Origin of the sequence: Pseudarthrobacter enclensis (genome assembly GCF_001457025.1) — a bacterium.
GTDB classification, from domain to species: domain Bacteria; phylum Actinomycetota; class Actinomycetes; order Actinomycetales; family Micrococcaceae; genus Arthrobacter; species Arthrobacter enclensis.
Map to the genome: position 1 here is coordinate 498,493 of NZ_KQ758599.1, position 17,736 is coordinate 516,228.

The window sequence follows — 17,736 nt, forward strand, 5'->3', positions numbered from 1 at the left end:
TGAGACACCCTCTTACTCTGAAAGGCCTTGCCATGCAGGACGACTCCTACGAAGCGGGCTACCGGGCAGGCCACCTGCAGGGCTGGAAGGATGCCATGGCCAAGGTCGCGGAGGGCCGGGACCTGGAATCACCGGTGATACCCCCGGCCCAGGTTGCCGCGCCGGCGCAGGTGGTCAGGGTCGCACCGCCTTTCCCGGCTGTCCCGTCCGCCAAGCAGTCTGCGCCCGCACCTGCGTGGGCCGCGGAACCATCCGCACGTACCGTCAGCCGTCCGGCGGCGGTGTCGGCGGGTGCCGGGCCAACGCCTACAGAGGCCAAGCGCCGCCCGCAGGCCCATGCCCGGAACGGCCAAGGGACTGCGGGGTTCCGTCCGGTGGTGACCGAGGCTGAGTTGAAGGCGCGGCGTGAGCGGCGCGACCGCCAGAACATCAATGTCACCCTTTATGTTGCAAGCCTCCTGCTGGTGGCAGCCGCGGCGCTGTTCATCGGCACAGGGCTGCCGCCCATGATGAAGTTCGCGGGGGTCTGCTCCGTGGCCGTTCTGTTCTACGGCGCAGGCTTCCTCCTGCACCACCGGGTTCCCCGGCTCAAGCCGGCAGCCGTGGCGTTCACCGGCACGGGTTTGGCCATGGCGCCGGTTACAGGCCTGGCGCTCTACAGTTTCGTCTGGGCCAACGGGGCGGGGGCATGGCTGGCCACCTCGGTGATAGGCACGCTTGCTTACATCGCTGCCGCCCTCAGGCTGGAAAGCAGGGTGCTGGCGTACCTGTCCCTGACTTTCCTGATCTCCACGGCGTGGTCAGGGATGGCGGTGCTCGGTGCGGCCCTGGTCTGGTACTTCGTGGTGCTCATCGCCCTTGCCTCACTCTTCACGTTGCTCAGCCTTGGAAGGCCGGGCTGGTTGCCCCCACTTTTCCTGAAGCCGCTCGTGACCCTGCACCCCGTCGTGGTGCCGGCGGTTGCCGTGGCCGCCACGTTCCTGTTGAACATCAGCCTTGGCCAGTACGCGCTCATCCTCGGACTCTGCGGCCTCTACTTCGCCGCTGTTGCCGCTGTTCGAGCGGCACCCCACAGGCTTCCCAACTTCTATGCTGCACGGGCGTCGCTGACCGTTTCTGCGTCCGTGGCGATCCTCGAGCTTACAGACAACGTCAGGGACGGGCTGTTCACGGCCGCGGCCATGCTCGCGGTGCAGTCCATCGGCGTAGCCACCCTCGGCCCACGGTTGGACACCTGGCTCCCGGGCCGCCGGACGGCAAGCGCCGTTGGTGCCGCGGATTCGGTGTCCGCACAGCCGCAGCTGACGTCTTCCCGGTGGCGTCCGGATGCCGTCGCAACGCACGCGCTGCAGGGGGTGGCAACCGCAGCCATTGCCGGCATCAGCATTGTCAGTGCCATCGCTGCCTCGTGGGTGCCCAACACGGCCGCCGTGCCACTCGGGGTTCCGGTGCTGATCTTGCTGGTCACCAGCTTTATCCTGGCCGCCCGGATCGCAGGTTCCGCTGAGCTCCTGCCGTTCGCCTCGCTGCTGCTGGCCCTGATGGCCAGCCGGGTGATGGGGGAGTGGGAATTCGCCCTGATGGTCATCGGAGCAGCCGCCCTGTGGATTGTCAGGGCCCTGCGCGCGGGCGGAGCCCGGCGGCAGGTGCTGCTGCTCAACGCTCGGCTGGCCGCCACGGTGGCCGTTCCCGCGGTGACGGCGGCCGTGGCAGAAGGCCGGACGCAGGGGCAGGCCGTCTGGTTCAGCCTCGTCGCTGCCGCCGCAGCCCAGCAACTGCTGTCATCGCTCCTGCAGCGCGGCGGCCGCCCGGCCATGGCGCCGCAGACAACCCTTCTCGGGTTCTCGGCCGCCGGCACAATTGGCGTGGCCGTCCTCTCGGAGCTGGAGGCTGGACTTGGCAGGCCCCTGACGTGGGCCGCAATCCTCATCCAGCTTGCCGCGGCGGCCGGAGTGGGGCTGCTGCTGGTCCGGTCAAGGCAGGAAGGTTCTGCCTGGACTCCACGCATGGGGGAAGTGCTGCCTCCGGTTGTCGCCGCGGTCATGGTGGTCTTCGCCTTCAGTTGGGTCTCGTCCGGAGGCGGCAACCTGGCCCTGGCCATCGTTGTCAGCTACCTTGCCGGCACTGCCCTTCGGTTGCGGCCCCGGCTGCACCGTTGGGCATATTGGTGGCTCGCCCGTGCTGCCGCCACTGTGCTGACGCTGACTGCGTTCGATGAACTGGTTAACACTGCCGGTGTACCGGCAGTGTTGGGGGAGGTGCTCCGGCCCGGCACTGTGCTGGTGGCCGTGCTCGCCGTCCAAATGGCCGTGGTGCTGTTGTCCTTCAGGCTTGGTCGGGCACCAGGTGGTATCGCCGCGGACGCCGGTGCTGTCCTGGCAGTCCAGATCATCGGGTGTGCGCTCCTGTGGCCACTCTCCGAAGGCAGCTGGCAGCATGTGCTGGTCCCTGCCCTTGCTGCGACCTCCGCTGCCGCGGCCGCTGTCGTCCTCCGGAGCGGGCGCGGGAGTGCCTGGTATGCCCCGGCGGCGTTCTTTGCATTGACAGGGCTTTCCTTGGGCAACCCCGCCGCAGTGGAGGTCCAGCTCGGCATCTTCGCAGCATTGGCCGCGGTGATGGTGGCCGCAGCCCCGCACGCGACGGCCAAGGGCGCCTATTTCGTGGCCGCAAGGATCCTCACGGCCACTCTTGCGGTCGTCCTCAGCTACGATATTTCGGCGTCCCCGGACGTTGTCTCAGTGACCTTCGCAGGTGTCCTCGCCGCACAGCATGGAGTCCGGTGGCTGATGCGGTCCCGCATGACGACGGTCCCGTTCCAGCAGGCGGCAGTATGGATTACGCTCGCAGGCCAGACCGCCCTTCCGCTGGCGTATTTTGTGGAGCAGGGAAGAAGCGGCGACGACGCCGAACGCTGGATACTGCTGCTGGAAGCAGGGCTGCTGCTCGCCTCAGCCATCGTTGCGCGGTACTCGTTCCTGGCCCGTGGGGCCTTGTACTTCGGGGCTTTCGCACTGCTTGCGGCGGTGCTCACGCTGAGTCCGCTGGTCCTGCGGGAGCCAGCCGTCCTGGACTACACGGGCACGGCGCTGGTCCTGCTGTCCCTGGCGGTTGCTGCCGCCGGAACCGGTGTGGTGCTGGCCCGGCGGCTGCGCGCCCCGGACGGCTCCGAACGCTGGTTGTGGCTCACAACGGCCCTTGGTTTCACCCTGACCGCATTGCTCCTCGCCGGGGTGGCCGAGCCTTGGATTGCCGGCTCAGCCGTACTGGTCCTGGCCGGTGTGCTCTTCTGTGCTGCACACACGGAGGACTCTGCCGCACTCTACGCACCGGCGTCGGCAGCAGTCCTGGCCGGCACATTCATGGTTGCCGCGGAGCTTCCGGCCGCAGCCCCCGGCGTCTGGGCGGGCTATGTGCCCTGGCTCAGCGCCGCTGCGGCGGGAATCGCCCTGTATGGGGTCCGGACCGCCAGGCCGGACACAGCAGGGTCGGATCCCTGGCGCCGATGGTCGCTGGCCGGCGGGGCGTTTGCTGGCCTGGTCCTGGCAGCCCTGGCGGGGCTTCCGGCCGATGCGACAGCCTGGGCGGCAGCGGCTGCCCTGGGTGCGGCGGCCGGCGTGGCTGTCGTGGAGGTACCGCCGGCGGTCCGCCGGACGGTTGCGGAAGCGGGGGCCCTTGTGGTCCTCGCCGGTGTGCAGAGGGCGGCGATCTTCGATCTGGACAGTGTGGTGGGACCGGCGGCTGGACTGCCGGATCCATTCTGGGTGGCCCAGTGGTACGTGGTGCTCGGCGCCGTGATTGCAGCCCTTCGGTACTACTCCGGCCAGGCAGGGGCCGGCCGCGCGGTTGGAATCGCCGCGGCGTCCCTGCTGACCGTGTCCGGGGCCGGCACCGTGTTCGGCGGCAGCACCGCCCAACAGCTGTGGCTCCTTGTGATGCTTGCCCTGGTGTTGGTCGCCGGGCTTGTGGCCAGTGACAAAGTGTTCGTCAGATGGGGAGCCGCCGGCGTTGCCGCCTGCATCCTGTGGGCCATGCGGGGGTACACGTTCGCACTGCTGGCGCTGATCGCCGTCGGGCTCATTGCCTTTGCCGTGTGGCGCCTGAACCGGACCTCCGGCGTTGAGCAGCAGGCCGGCAAGGACACCCCCGCCCGGGACGTGCCCTGATACTGTTGCAGCGTTGAGAGGAGTTCATCATGGGATGGCTGATTTTCCTGATCATCGCCGCAGCCGTCGTGGCCGGTGTCTTCTGGGCCAGGAAGCACTTCCGGCACGAGATAGAGCGGGCCAAGCGGATCAACCGGGCCAACCGGAACCAGTAGGGCAGCCAGCCGGCGGCCTGCAGCCATACGAGGCCCCGGCGGCTGCTTTGGTTCAGCTTTTCCCTCTTTGAGGGCCCCTCCTTTCAGCTGCCGCCGGACTTCCGCCGTGCACGTGAAAGCGCCTGGTACCAGTAGAACGATTGCTTGGGAGTACGTTCCTGGCTGGCGAAGTCCACGTGCACCAGCCCGAACCGTTGGGAGTACCCCGCCGCCCACTCGAAGTTATCCATCAGGGTCCACACGTAGTAGCCGCGGAGGTCCACTCCGGCGGCGATGCCGCCCGGAGCGGTTGCTTCCAGGGCCGCCCCGAGGTGTGAGGCCAGGTAGTCAACCCTCTCGCCGTCCTGCAACGTGCCGGAGACCGTATCCGGTTCAGGAAAGCTGGCGCCGCCCTCGGTGATATAGACCGGGGGCAGGGCATCGCCGTACCGGTCCCGCATCTCCTTCAGCAGGATCCCAAGGTAGGCGGGAGCAACGGGCCAGCCAAAGCCCGTGTTGGCCATCTCGGGGTAGCCCACCTCGTGGAAGGGCAGCCGGGCGACTGCCTTGTGCATGTCCGCCGGGATGGCTGCAGTACCCTGCCCGATCGCTACCTTGACGGGGAAATAGTAGTTGAGCCCGTAGAAGTCGAGTGGCTGATGGATCGTGCGGAGGTCCGCGTCGGAAATGCGCCCAATGGACCGGAGCCAGGGGCGCGCGTATATCGGCAGCCGGGGATACCGGCCCAGCAGGACCGGATCTGCGTAGATCCTGTTCATCAGCAGGTCGTAAAGGTGCGCCACCAGCCGGTCGCCGACCTTTCGGGATGCTGCACGCACGGGTGCGTGCAGATTCGTTACGCCAATCCCGCCTTTCACGCCGGCTGCGCGGAGGGCCTGCGCGCCGAGGCCATGCGCGAGGAGCTGATGATGGATGGACGGAAGGGCGTCAAACATCAGCGCCCTGCCCGGGGCGTGGACGCCGAGGGCATAGCCGTTCAGCGTTACGGAAACAGGTTCGTTGAGCGTCACCCACTGGGTTACCCGGTCCCCATAGCGGTCACCGGCGGCTGCCGCGTAGTCGCCGAAGCGTTCCGCGGTTTCCCGGTTGAGCCAGCCGCCGCGGTGCTCCAACGGCAGCGGCGTGTCCCAATGGTAAAGGGTGGCCATGGGTGCAATGCCGGCTTCGAGCAGCTGGTCGATGAGCCGGTCATAGAAATCCAGGCCCTCGGGGTTCAGTCTTCCGCGGCCGTCCGGCTGGATCCTGGGCCACGCGAGGGAGAACCGGTAGGAATCCACGCCAAGCTCCTTGAGCAGCGCTACGTCCTCCGGAAGCCTGTTGTAATGGTCGCAGGCCACGGCAGGGGAGTGGCCGTCGACGATGGCACCCGGCTTCTGGGCGAAGGCATCCCAGCCGGACGGGCCGCGGCCCCCGTCCGCGAGGGCTCCTTCAATCTGGAACGCCGCTGCAGCCACTCCCAGGGTGAAAGACGGCGGCATCCGGCTGGCCAGTGCGGTGACGGATTCAGTGCTTTCCAGCGTCATTCCCCCATCTTCCATTCGCCGGGCGGCGGGGGCAATGGCCCGCGCGGGCTTCTGCCCTGGCAGGGGTGGGAGGCGATTGGCATCTGCCGCAGATTTCCGGCATACTAGATGAGTTGTTCAAGCGCTTCTTCGTGTCCCGATCCGGATAATGCCGGGTGTCAGGGTCCAAGTTGAAGCCCAAACATAACCCACCCCAATGGAAAATGCGGATTTGTATGCGTGGACAGCGCGACACGCCCGACCGCGGGGGTCGGTTGCGCCGGCAAGGTGAGGAACCCGGATTCATCCGGATTCAGTTTGTGCGGCGGATGGTGGTTACGACCTCAAATGCTTCGGCAGCCATACAACAGGAAAGTGAACAGGGCAGCCCTAACCAGGGGAAGCACAGACTGAAAGAGAGTCAGGCGACATGGCGGGACAAAAAATCCGCATCCGGCTGAAGTCATACGACCACGAGGTCATTGACGTTTCAGCACGGAAGATCGTTGAGACGGTCACGCGCGCAGGCGCAACGGTAGTGGGCCCCGTGCCGCTGCCCACGGAGAAGAACGTGTACTGCGTTATCCGCTCTCCGCACAAGTACAAGGACAGCCGCGAGCACTTTGAAATGCGCACGCACAAGCGTCTTATCGACATCATCGATCCCACGCCGAAGGCCGTCGACTCGCTCATGCGCCTCGACCTGCCGGCTGACGTGAACATCGAAATCAAGCTGTAGGGAGGTGCTGAGAAACTATGACCGCAACCCGTAACGTAAAGGGCCTGCTGGGCACGAAGCTCGGCATGACCCAGGTCTGGGACGAGAACAACAAGCTCATCCCCGTCACTGTGGTCCAGGCAGACTCGAACGTCATCACCCAGCTGCGCAACGCTGAGACCGATGGCTACGTCGCCGTTCAGATCGGCTACGGCCAGATCGATCCCCGCAAGGTCACCAAGCCGCTGGCTGGTCACTTTGAGAAGGCAGGCGTCACGCCTCGCCGCCACGTCGTCGAACTCCGTACCGCAGATGCTGCCGAGTACGAGCTGGGCCAGGAGCTGTCCGTTGAGCTCTTCGCCGCCGGCCAGAAGATCGACGTCATCGGCACCACCAAGGGTAAGGGCTTCGCCGGTGTTATGAAGCGTCACGGCTTCTCCGGTGTCGGTGCTTCCCACGGTGCACACAAGAACCACCGTAAGCCCGGTTCCATCGGTGGCGCATCCACCCCGAGCCGCGTCTTCAAGGGCATGAGAATGGCCGGCCGCATGGGCGCCGTTCGCCACACCACGCTGAACCTCACGGTCCACGCGGTTGACGTCGAGAAGTCGCTGCTCCTGATCAAGGGTGCCGTTCCCGGTGCCCGCGGCCAGGTCGTCTTCGTACGCACCGCCGTGAAGGGAGCCTAGTTCAATGGCTAACACTGTCCAGGTTGACCTGCCTGCCGAGATCTTCGACGTCCAGACCAACGTGCCGCTGCTGCACCAGGTTGTCGTTGCCCAGCTCGCTGCTGCTCGCCAGGGTACCCACAAGACCAAGACCCGCGCTGAAGTTTCCGGTGCAGGCCGCAAGCCGTTCAAGCAGAAGGGCACCGGCCGCGCCCGTCAGGGTTCCATCCGTGCTCCGCACATGACCGGCGGTGGCATTGTCCACGGACCCACCCCGCGTGACTACAGCCAGCGGACCCCCAAGAAGATGATTGCTGCTGCCCTGCGCGGCGCACTGTCCGACCGGGCCCGCAACGGACGCATCCACGTTGTCGCCGAACTGGTTGAGGGCACCAAGCCTTCCGCCAAGGCCGCACTGGCAACGCTGCGCGGCGTTTCCGACCGCAAGAACCTGCTGGTCGTCATCGAGCGCGCCAACGATGTTGCTGCACTGTCCGTGCGCAACCTCGCCGATGTTCACGTTCTGTACGCAGACCAGCTGAACACCTACGACGTTCTCGTCTCTGACGACGTTGTCTTCACCAAGGCTGCTTACGAAGCATTCGTTGCCGCTAAGGCAGCTAAGAACGAGGAGGATGCCAAGTGAGTGCAGCCACCATCAAGGATCCCCGCGACGTCGTGCTTGCACCCGTCGTGTCGGAAAAGAGCTACGGCCTGATCGACGAGGGCAAGTACACCTTCCTGGTGGACCCCCGCTCGAACAAGACCGAGATCAAGCTGGCCGTGGAGAAGATCTTCTCCGTCAAGGTCGAATCGATCAACACCATCAACCGTGCCGGTAAGCGCAAGCGGACCAAATTCGGATGGGGTACCCGCAAGAACACCAAGCGTGCGATTGTCACCCTCAAAGAAGGCACCATCGACATCTTCGGCGGTCCGCTCTCGTAGCGGAGACCACTTTAACGAGGAAATAAATTATGGGAATCCGTAAATACAAGCCGACTACCCCGGGCCGCCGCGGCTCGAGCGTAGCGGACTTCATCGAAATCACGCGGTCGACGCCGGAAAAGTCGTTGGTGCGCCCGCTGCCCAAGAAGGGCGGCCGCAACAACACCGGTAAGATCACCACCCGCCACAAGGGTGGCGGACACAAGCGCCAGTACCGTCTGATCGACTTCCGTCGCCACGACAAGGACGGCGTTGACGCCCGCGTTGCTGAAATTGAGTACGATCCGAACCGTACGGCCCGCATCGCACTCCTGCACTACGTTGATGGCACCAAGCGTTACATCATCGCCCCGAACAAGCTCTCCCAGGGTGACTTCGTCGAGGCCGGTCCCAACGCTGACATCAAGCCCGGCAACAACCTGCCGCTGCGCAACATCCCCGTGGGTACCGTTGTGCACGCAGTGGAACTGCGCCCGGGTGGCGGCGCCAAGATGGGCCGCTCCGCCGGCGCATCCATCCAGCTCGTCGCCAGGGAAGGCCGCTACGCCCAGCTGCGCCTGCCCTCCGGTGAAATCCGCAACGTTGACGTGCGCTGCCGCGCAACCGTCGGCGAGGTCGGCAACGCCGAGCAGTCGAACATCAACTGGGGCAAGGCAGGCCGTATGCGGTGGAAGGGCGTCCGCCCGACCGTCCGTGGTGTTGCCATGAACCCGGTCGACCACCCGCACGGTGGTGGCGAGGGCAAGACGTCCGGTGGACGCAACCCCGTCAACCCGAACGGTCAGCGGGAAGGCCGCACGCGCCGCCCCAACAAAGAGAGCGACAAGCTTATTGTGCGTCGCCGTCGTACTGGCAAGAACAAGCGATAGGAGCCTGGACACATGCCACGCAGCCTGAAAAAAGGTCCTTTCGTCGACCAGCACCTCTTTGTGAAGGTAGCCAGGGAAAACGAAAAGGGCACCAAGAACGTCATCAAGACCTGGTCACGCCGTTCGATGATCATCCCCGACATGCTCGGGCACACGATCGCCGTACACGACGGACGCAAGCACATCCCGGTGTTTGTCACCGAGTCGATGGTCGGGCACAAGCTCGGCGAATTCGCTCCCACGCGGACATTCCGCGGCCATGTCAAGGACGACCGTAAGGGCAAGCGCCGCTAAGGCGCCTGCACTTACGTCAAAGACGAGAGAAGGAAAGCAATGGAAGCCAAGGCAATTGCGCGTCACATCCGCGTAACGCCTATGAAGGCCCGGCGCGTCGTCAACCTTGTTCGTGGCTTGCAAGCGAATGAGGCTCTGGCAATTCTGAAGTTCGCCCCGCAGGCAGCTTCGGAGCCGGTATTCAAGGTAGTTCAGTCAGCAATCTCCAACGCCCGCGTCCTCGCGGACCGCGACGGCGTGGCGTTTGACGAAGGCGACCTCATCATCAGCGAAGCGTTTGTTGATGAAGGCCCGACCATGAAGCGGTTCCAGCCGCGCGCCCAGGGTCGTGCATTTCAGATCAAGAAGCGCACCAGCCACATCACCGTGGTAGTCGCTACCCCGGAGAAAGAGGAGGCTCGCTAAGTGGGACAGAAAGTAAACCCGCACGGGTTCCGACTCGGCGTCACCACCGATCACGTATCGCACTGGTTCGCTGACAGCACCAAGGCCGGCCAGCGGTACAAGGACTTCGTCCGCGAAGACATCCGCATCCGCCAGCTCATGTCCACGGGCATGGAGCGCGCAGGCATCGCCAAGGTCGAGATCGAGCGCACACGCGACCGTGTCCGCGTGGACATCCACACGGCACGTCCGGGCATCGTCATCGGCCGCCGCGGCGCTGAAGCTGACCGCATCCGCGGCGAGCTCGAAAAGCTCACTGGCAAGCAGGTCCAGCTGAACATCCTCGAGGTCAAGAACCCCGAGGTCGAGGCACAGCTGGTGGCCCAGGGCGTTGCAGAGCAGCTGACTTCCCGCGTGGCGTTCCGCCGTGCGATGAAGAAGGCCATGCAGTCCGCGCAGCGTGCAGGTGCCAAGGGCATCCGTATCGCCTGCTCGGGCCGCCTGGGTGGCGCTGAAATGTCCCGCTCGGAGTTCTACCGCGAAGGCCGTGTGCCCCTGCACACCCTCCGCGCGAACATCGACTACGGCTTCTACGAAGCCAAGACCACCTTCGGCCGCATCGGCGTGAAGGTCTGGATCTACAAGGGCGACGTGACCGCCAAGGAACTGGCCGCACAGGCTGCCTCGGCACCGTCACGCGGCAACCGTGGCGAGCGTCCGGGCCGCCCGGGTGGCGACCGCCGTCGTCGCAACGACCGTCCGGCCGCTGAAGCAGCTCCTGCTGCTGAAGCTCCGGCAGTTGACGCTGCACCCGCAGCAGCAGAAGGAGGACAGGCTTAAATGCTTATCCCACGTCGAGTCAAGCACCGTAAGCAGCACCACCCGGGTCGTTCCGGCGCTGCTACGGGCGGCACCCAGGTCTCCTTCGGTGAGTACGGCATCCAGGCCCTGAGCCCGGCATACGTCACCAACCGTCAGATCGAATCCGCCCGTATCGCGATGACCCGCCACATCAAGCGTGGCGGTAAGGTCTGGATCAACATCTACCCGGACCGTCCGCTGACCAAGAAGCCTGCCGAAACCCGCATGGGTTCCGGTAAGGGGTCGCCGGAATGGTGGGTCGCCAACGTCAAGCCGGGACGGGTTCTCTTCGAACTCTCCGGTGTCAATGAAGAGGTAGCTCGCGAGGCCCTGCGCCTGGCAATCCACAAGCTGCCGTTGAAGGCACGCATTGTGCGTCGCGAAGGTGGTGAATAGAAATGGCAGTAGGATCCAAGGATCTGGCTCCCGCACAGCTGGACGGTTTCGACAACGAGCGTCTCGTTGAAGAACTCCGCAAGGCCAAGGAAGAGCTGTTCAACCTGCGTTTCCAGTCCGCCACCGGTCAGCTGGAGAACCACGGTCGCCTGCGTGCAGTCAAGAAGGACATTGCCCGCATCTACACCGTTCTCCGCGAACGCGAGCTGGGCATTCGTGCCGAGGTTGCCGCACCGGTTGTGGAAGCCAAGGAAGAGAAGAAGTCCAAGAAGGCTTCAACCAAGAAGGCCGACAAGGCTGAAAAGGCTGAGACCGAGGAGGACGCCAAGTGAGTGAAAAGGACCAGAACGTGACCGAAACTGCTGCCGCAGCAAAGGCTGGGGAGCGCGGTTACCGCAAGACCCGTCGCGGCTACGTGGTCTCCGACAAGATGGAAAAGACCATCGTTGTCGAGGTTGAAGACCGCGTGAAGCACGCACTGTACGGCAAGGTCATCCGCCGCACCTCCAAGGTCAAGGCACACGACGAAGAGAACACCGCCGGCATCGGCGACCTCGTTGTCATCGCCGAGACCCGTCCGCTGTCCGCCACCAAGAACTGGCGGCTCGTGGAAATCCTCGAGAAGGCCAAGTAGCAGCTGCTGCTTAGCTGAGGCCCCTGCTCCTTCGGGAGCGGGGGCCTCCTCGTTTAACTGCCCGGACGCCAGGCGGCAACGACGACGGCGGCGGACCGGGCGCGCGGGGGAGCGGCACCTGGGTGCCGCGACGGCATGCCGTACGCGCCGTCGTCGTCCGCCCTGTCTTGCTTGCGGGGCAGGACGAAGTGGTGATATGGGAACCGGCGGAAAACGTGCTAGGATATTGAGTTTGTATGGCGCCTTTCGCGCGCCGTTCACCAACCTCGTAAACAAGCGTGCCACAGCACAGTGCCCCTGTGCGCCCGGGATTACTCCCGGAACGGATGGGAGCAACTGCTTCTGGCACGGGCGTTTAGGCCTGGTCTGGCAAAATCCAGGCAGGTCAAGAGACACCCCGATCAACCGTTCCGCAAGGCTCATTCCGTAGGGAAGTTTTCGGTCTGAGAACCGGCGCGACGCAAGGAGTAAATAGTGATTCAGCAGGAGTCGCGACTGAAGGTCGCCGACAACACGGGTGCTAAGGAAATCCTTACCATTCGCGTTCTCGGTGGATCCGGCCGTCGCTACGCAGGCATCGGCGACGTCATCGTCGCCACCGTCAAGGATGCAATCCCGGGCGGCAACGTAAAGAAGGGTGACGTCGTCAAGGCTGTCATCGTTCGTACCAAGAAGGAACGCCGCCGTGCGGATGGTTCCTACATCAAGTTTGACGAGAACGCAGCTGTGATCCTGAAGAACGACGGTGACCCCCGCGGTACCCGTATCTTTGGACCGGTTGGTCGTGAACTGCGTGACAAGAAGTTCATGAAGATCGTTTCTCTGGCTCCGGAGGTGCTCTAGTCCATGGCTGCAAAGATCAAGAAGGGTGACCTGGTTCAGGTCATCACTGGCGCCAAGGCTGAGCGCGGCGGCGACCGCGGCAAGCAGGGCAAGGTTCTGCGCGTCTTCACCGACACCAACCGCGTGCTGGTCGAAGGCATCAACCGCGTCACCAAGCACACCCGGGTTGGACAGTCGCAGCGCGGCACCAAGACCGGCGGCATCGAGGTCGTTGAGGCCCCGATCCACGTTTCCAACGTGGCACTGGTTGACCCGTCGACCAAGAAGCCGACCCGCGTGGGCTTCCGCCTCGACACCGTAGAGAAGGACGGCGTTAAGAAGACCGTCCGCATCCGCGTGTCCAAGAGCACCGGGAAGGACATCTAATGACTGAGACTCTCGAGACTCCGGCAACGAAGATCGTTCCTCGTCTGAAGACCAAGTACGCCGAAACCATCAAGGGCCAGCTCCAGGATGAGTTCAAGTACGCCAACGTCAACCAGGTGCCCCGCCTGGTTAAGGTCGTTGTGAACATGGGTGTTGGAGATGCCGCCAAGGACTCCAAGCTGATCGACGGCGCTGTCCGCGACCTCACCCAGATCACCGGCCAGAAGCCCCAGGTCACCAAGGCCCGCAAGTCCATCGCTCAGTTCAAGCTGCGCGAAGGCATGCCCATCGGTGCACACGCAACCCTGCGTGGCGACCGCATGTGGGAATTCGTGGACCGCCTGGTCACCCTGGCCCTGCCCCGTATCCGCGACTTCCGCGGCCTCAACGGCAAGCAGTTCGACGGCAACGGCAACTACACCTTCGGTCTGACCGAGCAGGTTATGTTCCACGAGATCGACCAGGACAAGATCGACCGCGTTCGCGGTATGGACATCACGGTCGTCACCACCGCCAAGACCGACGACGAAGGCCGCGCGCTGCTCAAGGCGCTTGGTTTCCCGTTCAAGACCGAAGCTTAACTAACTACGTAAAAGGTCCGGCCGTACTGCTTCCTGGAAGCGGACGGCGGAAACCGTTACGAGGAAGGGCATGAGCCCACCATGACAATGACAGATCCTGTCGCAGACATGCTTACGCGCCTGCGTAACGCAAACTCGGCATACCACGACACCGTGTCTATGCCTTACAGCAAGCTCAAGGCACGCGTTGCCGACATCCTCAAGGCCGAAGGTTTCATCGCCGGCTGGAAGGAAGAAGACGCTGAGGTCGGCAAGAAGCTGACCCTCGAGCTGAAGTTCGGTCCGAACCGCGAGCGTTCCATCGCTGGCGTCCGCCGCATCTCCAAGCCGGGTCTCCGCGTTTACGCGAAGTCCACCAACCTGCCGCACGTGCTGGGTGGCCTGGGTATCGCAATCCTGTCCACCTCTTCCGGCCTCCTGACTGACAAGCAGGCCGGCAAGAAGGGCGTGGGCGGCGAAGTCCTCGCGTACGTCTGGTAACGGGAAAGGAAGAGAATAATGTCACGTATTGGACGTCTCCCCATCACCGTTCCCGCCGGCGTTGAGGTCAAGGTTGACGGCTCCGTCGTCAGCGTCAAGGGTTCCAAGGGCGAGCTGAGCCACACTGTGGCCAGCCCGATCGAGGTTGCCCTTGAAGAGAACACCCTGACCGTCTCCCGCCCGAACGACGAGCGCAACTCCCGTTCGCTGCACGGCCTGACCCGCACCCTGATCGCCAACATGATCCAGGGCGTCACCGCCGGCTACGAGAAGAAGCTCGAAATCGTTGGCACCGGTTACCGTGTCCAGGCCAAGGGGTCTGACCTTGAGTTCGCTCTCGGCTTCAGCCACCCGGTCAGCGTCACGGCTCCGGACGGCATCACCTTTGCAGTAGAGGGACCGACCAAGCTCTCTGTCTCTGGCATCAACAAGCAGCAGGTCGGCGAGGTTGCTGCCAACATCCGCAAGCTGCGGAAGCCTGACCCGTACAAGGGCAAGGGCATCCGTTACGCCGGCGAAGTTATCCGCCGCAAGGTCGGAAAGGCTGGTAAGTAACCATGGCCATCGCCATTAACAAGAAGCGTACGAACAAGAGCAAGGCAGCTGCCCGCAGCCGTCGCCAGCTTCGTATCCGCAAGCGCATTGCCGGTACGGCTGCCCGCCCCCGCCTGGTGGTCAACCGCTCCGCACGCCACGTATTTGTCCAGGTTGTCGATGACAGCATTGGCCAGACCGTAGCAAGCGCATCCACTCTGGAAGCTGACCTTCGTGCATTCGATGGTGACAAGACCGCCAAGGCCAAGCGCGTTGGTGAACTCGTTGCCGAGCGTGCCAAGGCTGCCGGTGTTGAGGCTGTCGTGTTCGACCGTGGTGGCAACAAGTACCACGGCCGCATTGCCGCCGTCGCCGACGGTGCACGCGAAGGTGGGCTGTCACTGTGACCGAAGCAAACAAGGAAAAGGACACTGTGTCTGCAGATCAGAAGGCACCCGAAGCCGCAGCTGCTGAGACCACTGCCCCCGCCACCGACGATCGCCGTGGTGGCGCCCGTCGCGGTGAGCGTGGCGACCGTGGCCAGGGCCGCGGCGACCGCGGTGGCCGTGGCGGCCGCGATGGCGGCCGTGACGCCGAGAAGAACCAGTTCGTAGAGCGCGTTGTCACCATCAACCGTGTTTCCAAGGTCGTCAAGGGTGGTCGTCGCTTCAGCTTCACCGCACTCGTCGTCGTGGGTGACGGTAACGGCATGGTCGGCGTCGGCTACGGCAAGGCCAAGGAAGTTCCCGCTGCTATCGCCAAGGGCGTTGAAGAGGCCAAGAAGTCCTTCTTCCGCGTTCCCCGCGTTGGCAACACCATCCCGCACCGCGTGCAGGGCGAGGCCGCTGCCGGCGTCGTCATGCTGCGTCCGGCTTCCGCCGGTACCGGTGTTATCGCCGGTGGTCCGGTCCGTGCAGTACTGGAGTGCGTGGGCATCCACGACATCCTCTCCAAGTCGCTCGGTTCCTCCAACGCCATCAACATCGTTCACGCGACTGTTGACGCCCTGAAGCGCCTCGAAGAGCCGGCATCCGTGGCTGCACGCCGCAACCTGCCGCTGGACGAAGTTGCTCCGCAGGCACTGGTGAAGGCCCTCCTGGCTCCGAAGGCAGGTGTGTAGTCATGGCTAAGAACCTGGTTCCCTCCGACGCTAAGTTGGAAATCACCCAGATCAAGGGCGTCATTGGCGCCAAGCAGAACCAGCGCGAGACCCTGCGGTCCCTCGGCCTGAAGCGCATCGGACACACCGTTGTCCGTACCGCCGACGCCGTGACCGTGGGCATGCTCAACACGGTTCCGCACCTCGTGAATGTTGAGGAGGCGAAGTAATGGCAGAGAAGACTGAGGCACAGTCTGCTGAGAAGCAGAACGCCCTGAAGGTCCACCACCTGCGTCCCGCCCAGGGTGCAAAGACCGCCAAGACCCGTGTGGGCCGTGGTGAAGCATCCAAGGGTAAGACCGCCGGTCGCGGTACCAAGGGTACGAAGGCCCGCTACCAGGTAAAGGCTGGCTTTGCCGGCGGCCAGCTGCCGCTGCACATGCGCCTGCCCAAGCTGCGCGGCTTCAAGAACCCGTTCCGGGTTGAGTTCCAGGTTGTGAACCTGGACAAGCTCAACGAACTGTTCCCGGAAGGTGGCGCAGTCACCGTCGAGAACCTGGTCGAAAAGGGCGCCGTTCGCAAGAACCAGCCCGTCAAGGTGCTGGGCACCGGCGACATCACCGTCAAGGTTGACGTCACCGCCCACGCATTCTCGGCCAGCGCCGCGGAAAAGATCGCTGCTGCAGGCGGAAGCACCACCGCCCTCTAGGACGGTGGGGCGAAAGCCCGTTGCTGAACTCCCGGTGACCGGGGCCCCAGGCCCCGGCCACCGGGAGTTTTTTCCATCCGCCGGGCGTTTTTTCGCCGCCATCCGGCGCACGGCCGTTGCTGCGGATTGTTCGCATGGCGCAATCAACCGTTAGACTCGGTTGTTGGGATTTATAGATCCCCATCACTCCATTCTTCTTTACACCACAGGAGGACGCTTGCTTAGCGCATTTGGCCGGGCCTTCCGCACGCCTGATCTGCGACGCAAGTTGTTGTTCACGCTGGGAATCATCACCATCTTCCGCTTGGGTGCTTTCATTCCCTCGCCAGGTGTGGACTACCAGAATGTCCAGCAATGCTTGCAGAACGGACAGACCGCCGGCGGGCTGTACCAGCTCGTCAATCTCTTCAGCGGCGGCGCGTTGCTCCAGGTGTCCATCTTTGCCCTCGGCATCATGCCGTACATCACGGCCAGCATCATCGTGCAGCTGCTCCGGGTGGTCATTCCCCGGTTCCAGCAGCTCTACGAGGAGGGCGCCTCGGGCCAGTCCAAACTGACCCAGTACACGCGTTACCTCACCATCGCCCTGGGCCTGCTGAACGCCACCACCCTGGTGTCCCTGGCCCGCTCCGGCCAGCTGCTGCCGGGCTGTGCATTGCCGATCATCCCCGATGACAGCATCATCACCACCATCCTGATCATCATCACCCTGACGGCCGGCACCGGCCTGATCATGTGGATGGGTGAGCTGGTCACGGAAAAGGGCGTGGGCAACGGCATGTCGCTGCTCATCTTCACCTCCATCGCAGCCACGTTCCCCACCTCCCTGGGCGCCATCTGGACCTCGCAGGGCCCCGGAACGTTCTTCATCGTCCTCGCCGTCGGCCTGCTGACGGTGGCCCTGGTGGTCTTCGTCGAACAGTCCCAGCGCCGTGTGCCGGTGCAGTACGCCAAGCGGATGATCGGCCGGCGGACCGTGGGCGGCACCAGCACCTACATTCCCATCAAGGTGAACATGGCCGGTGTCATCCCGGTGATCTTCGCTTCCTCCATGCTCTACCTGCCCGGCCTGATCTCGCAGTTCAACCAGCCGCGGAACGGTGAGCCCATTCCAGCCTGGGTTGAGTGGATCAACAACAACCTGACCCGCGGCGACCACCCGATCTACATGGCGATCTACTTCGCCCTGATCGTGTTCTTTACCTACTTCTACGTAGCCATCACCTTCAACCCTGAAGAAGTGTCGGACAACATGAAGAAGTACGGCGGCTTCATTCCAGGTATCCGCGCGGGCAAACCGACCGCGGACTACCTGCAGTACGTGCTGTCGAGGATCACGCTCCCCGGCGCCCTCTACCTGGGCTTCGTGGCGCTGATCCCGCTGGTGGCACTGGTGCTGATCAACGCAAACCAGAACTTCCCGTTCGGTGGCACCTCGATCCTGATCATGGTGGGCGTTGGCTTGGAGACCGTTAAGCAGATTGATGCGCAGCTACAACAACGTCACTACGAAGGGCTTTTGCGATGACGAG

General features: G+C 64.0%; 24 protein-coding genes. 23 read left to right on the forward strand and 1 reads right to left on the reverse strand.

Annotated features, from left to right (window positions below; translation table 11 throughout):
• The first annotated feature begins 32 nt into the window (after nucleotides 1-32).
• Nucleotides 33-4,163, forward strand: a complete 4,131-nt coding sequence (locus AS031_RS02250; protein WP_058266505.1) for a hypothetical protein — start codon at nucleotides 33-35, stop codon at nucleotides 4,161-4,163.
• A gap of 29 nt (nucleotides 4,164-4,192) precedes the next feature.
• Nucleotides 4,193-4,318, forward strand: coding sequence for a hypothetical protein (locus AS031_RS20245; RefSeq protein WP_257122368.1), 126 nt, complete (start codon nucleotides 4,193-4,195; stop codon nucleotides 4,316-4,318).
• Nucleotides 4,319-4,401: 83 nt separating this feature from the next.
• On the opposite strand, the gene AS031_RS02255 is transcribed toward AS031_RS20245, so the two are convergent.
• Nucleotides 4,402-5,841: a GH1 family beta-glucosidase gene (locus AS031_RS02255; RefSeq protein WP_058266506.1), complete on the reverse strand. Its 1,440-nt coding sequence runs from the start codon at nucleotides 5,839-5,841 to the stop codon at nucleotides 4,402-4,404.
• 409 nt (nucleotides 5,842-6,250) lie between these two features.
• Between AS031_RS02255 and rpsJ the strand changes: the two genes are divergently transcribed.
• The 21 genes from rpsJ to secY all read left to right on the forward strand — a co-directional run bounded on the left by rpsJ (nucleotide 6,251) and on the right by secY (nucleotide 17,732).
• On the forward strand, nucleotides 6,251-6,559 hold the full coding sequence (gene rpsJ, locus AS031_RS02260; RefSeq protein ID WP_003803825.1) for a 30S ribosomal protein S10: 309 nt from the start codon (nucleotides 6,251-6,253) through the stop codon (nucleotides 6,557-6,559).
• 17 nt (nucleotides 6,560-6,576) lie between these two features.
• On the forward strand, nucleotides 6,577-7,227 hold the full coding sequence (gene rplC, locus AS031_RS02265) for a 50S ribosomal protein L3 (protein WP_058266507.1): 651 nt from the start codon (nucleotides 6,577-6,579) through the stop codon (nucleotides 7,225-7,227).
• Nucleotides 7,228-7,231: 4 nt separating this feature from the next.
• Nucleotides 7,232-7,852: a 50S ribosomal protein L4 gene (gene rplD / locus AS031_RS02270; protein ID WP_058266508.1), complete on the forward strand. Its 621-nt coding sequence runs from the start codon at nucleotides 7,232-7,234 to the stop codon at nucleotides 7,850-7,852.
• Nucleotides 7,849-8,154 (forward strand): 50S ribosomal protein L23, encoded by a 306-nt coding sequence (gene rplW / locus AS031_RS02275; protein ID WP_009358306.1) that lies wholly within the window; start codon nucleotides 7,849-7,851, stop codon nucleotides 8,152-8,154. Before rplD ends, rplW begins: the two co-directional genes overlap by 4 nt.
• Before the next feature lie 29 nt (nucleotides 8,155-8,183).
• The gene (gene rplB, locus AS031_RS02280) at nucleotides 8,184-9,023 is read left to right on the forward strand and encodes a 50S ribosomal protein L2 (RefSeq protein ID WP_058266509.1); all 840 of its coding nucleotides are present in this window, start codon (nucleotides 8,184-8,186) and stop codon (nucleotides 9,021-9,023) included.
• 12 nt (nucleotides 9,024-9,035) lie between these two features.
• Nucleotides 9,036-9,317, forward strand: coding sequence for a 30S ribosomal protein S19 (gene rpsS / locus AS031_RS02285; protein WP_003803803.1), 282 nt, complete (start codon nucleotides 9,036-9,038; stop codon nucleotides 9,315-9,317).
• Between the two features lie 39 nt (nucleotides 9,318-9,356).
• The gene (gene rplV / locus AS031_RS02290; RefSeq protein ID WP_009358304.1) at nucleotides 9,357-9,722 is read left to right on the forward strand and encodes a 50S ribosomal protein L22; all 366 of its coding nucleotides are present in this window, start codon (nucleotides 9,357-9,359) and stop codon (nucleotides 9,720-9,722) included.
• Complete coding sequence (gene rpsC, locus AS031_RS02295) at nucleotides 9,723-10,541, forward strand: 30S ribosomal protein S3 (protein ID WP_058266510.1); 819 nt, start codon at nucleotides 9,723-9,725, stop codon at nucleotides 10,539-10,541.
• Entirely contained in the window at nucleotides 10,542-10,958 is a 417-nt protein-coding gene (rplP, locus tag AS031_RS02300) for a 50S ribosomal protein L16 (protein ID WP_043454603.1), read from the forward strand.
• A gap of 2 nt (nucleotides 10,959-10,960) precedes the next feature.
• Entirely contained in the window at nucleotides 10,961-11,290 is a 330-nt protein-coding gene (gene rpmC, locus AS031_RS20270; RefSeq protein WP_018769136.1) for a 50S ribosomal protein L29, read from the forward strand.
• Entirely contained in the window at nucleotides 11,287-11,592 is a 306-nt protein-coding gene (gene rpsQ / locus AS031_RS02310) for a 30S ribosomal protein S17 (protein ID WP_058266511.1), read from the forward strand. The genes rpmC and rpsQ overlap by 4 nt, the downstream gene beginning before the upstream one ends.
• Nucleotides 11,593-12,066: 474 nt before the next feature.
• Nucleotides 12,067-12,435, forward strand: a complete 369-nt coding sequence (rplN, locus tag AS031_RS02315) for a 50S ribosomal protein L14 (protein WP_003803789.1) — start codon at nucleotides 12,067-12,069, stop codon at nucleotides 12,433-12,435.
• Nucleotides 12,436-12,438: 3 nt separating this feature from the next.
• A complete protein-coding gene (gene rplX / locus AS031_RS02320) occupies nucleotides 12,439-12,801 on the forward strand; it encodes a 50S ribosomal protein L24 (protein ID WP_058266512.1) in 363 nt (120 codons plus the stop codon).
• Complete coding sequence (gene rplE, locus AS031_RS02325; RefSeq protein WP_058266513.1) at nucleotides 12,801-13,382, forward strand: 50S ribosomal protein L5; 582 nt, start codon at nucleotides 12,801-12,803, stop codon at nucleotides 13,380-13,382. The genes rplX and rplE overlap by 1 nt, the downstream gene beginning before the upstream one ends.
• Nucleotides 13,383-13,463: 81 nt before the next feature.
• Complete coding sequence (rpsH, locus tag AS031_RS02330; protein ID WP_043454616.1) at nucleotides 13,464-13,862, forward strand: 30S ribosomal protein S8; 399 nt, start codon at nucleotides 13,464-13,466, stop codon at nucleotides 13,860-13,862.
• Nucleotides 13,863-13,880: 18 nt separating this feature from the next.
• Nucleotides 13,881-14,417, forward strand: coding sequence for a 50S ribosomal protein L6 (gene rplF, locus AS031_RS02335; protein WP_058266514.1), 537 nt, complete (start codon nucleotides 13,881-13,883; stop codon nucleotides 14,415-14,417).
• 2 nt (nucleotides 14,418-14,419) lie between these two features.
• Entirely contained in the window at nucleotides 14,420-14,803 is a 384-nt protein-coding gene (gene rplR / locus AS031_RS02340; protein ID WP_018760446.1) for a 50S ribosomal protein L18, read from the forward strand.
• A complete protein-coding gene (gene rpsE, locus AS031_RS02345) occupies nucleotides 14,800-15,516 on the forward strand; it encodes a 30S ribosomal protein S5 (protein WP_058266515.1) in 717 nt (238 codons plus the stop codon). The genes rplR and rpsE overlap by 4 nt, the downstream gene beginning before the upstream one ends.
• Before the next feature lie 2 nt (nucleotides 15,517-15,518).
• Nucleotides 15,519-15,725 (forward strand): 50S ribosomal protein L30, encoded by a 207-nt coding sequence (gene rpmD, locus AS031_RS02350; protein ID WP_058266516.1) that lies wholly within the window; start codon nucleotides 15,519-15,521, stop codon nucleotides 15,723-15,725.
• Entirely contained in the window at nucleotides 15,725-16,204 is a 480-nt protein-coding gene (rplO, locus tag AS031_RS02355) for a 50S ribosomal protein L15 (RefSeq protein WP_058266517.1), read from the forward strand. The genes rpmD and rplO overlap by 1 nt, the downstream gene beginning before the upstream one ends.
• A gap of 217 nt (nucleotides 16,205-16,421) precedes the next feature.
• On the forward strand, nucleotides 16,422-17,732 hold the full coding sequence (gene secY / locus AS031_RS02360; protein ID WP_058266518.1) for a preprotein translocase subunit SecY: 1,311 nt from the start codon (nucleotides 16,422-16,424) through the stop codon (nucleotides 17,730-17,732).
• Nucleotides 17,733-17,736 lie beyond the last annotated feature (4 nt).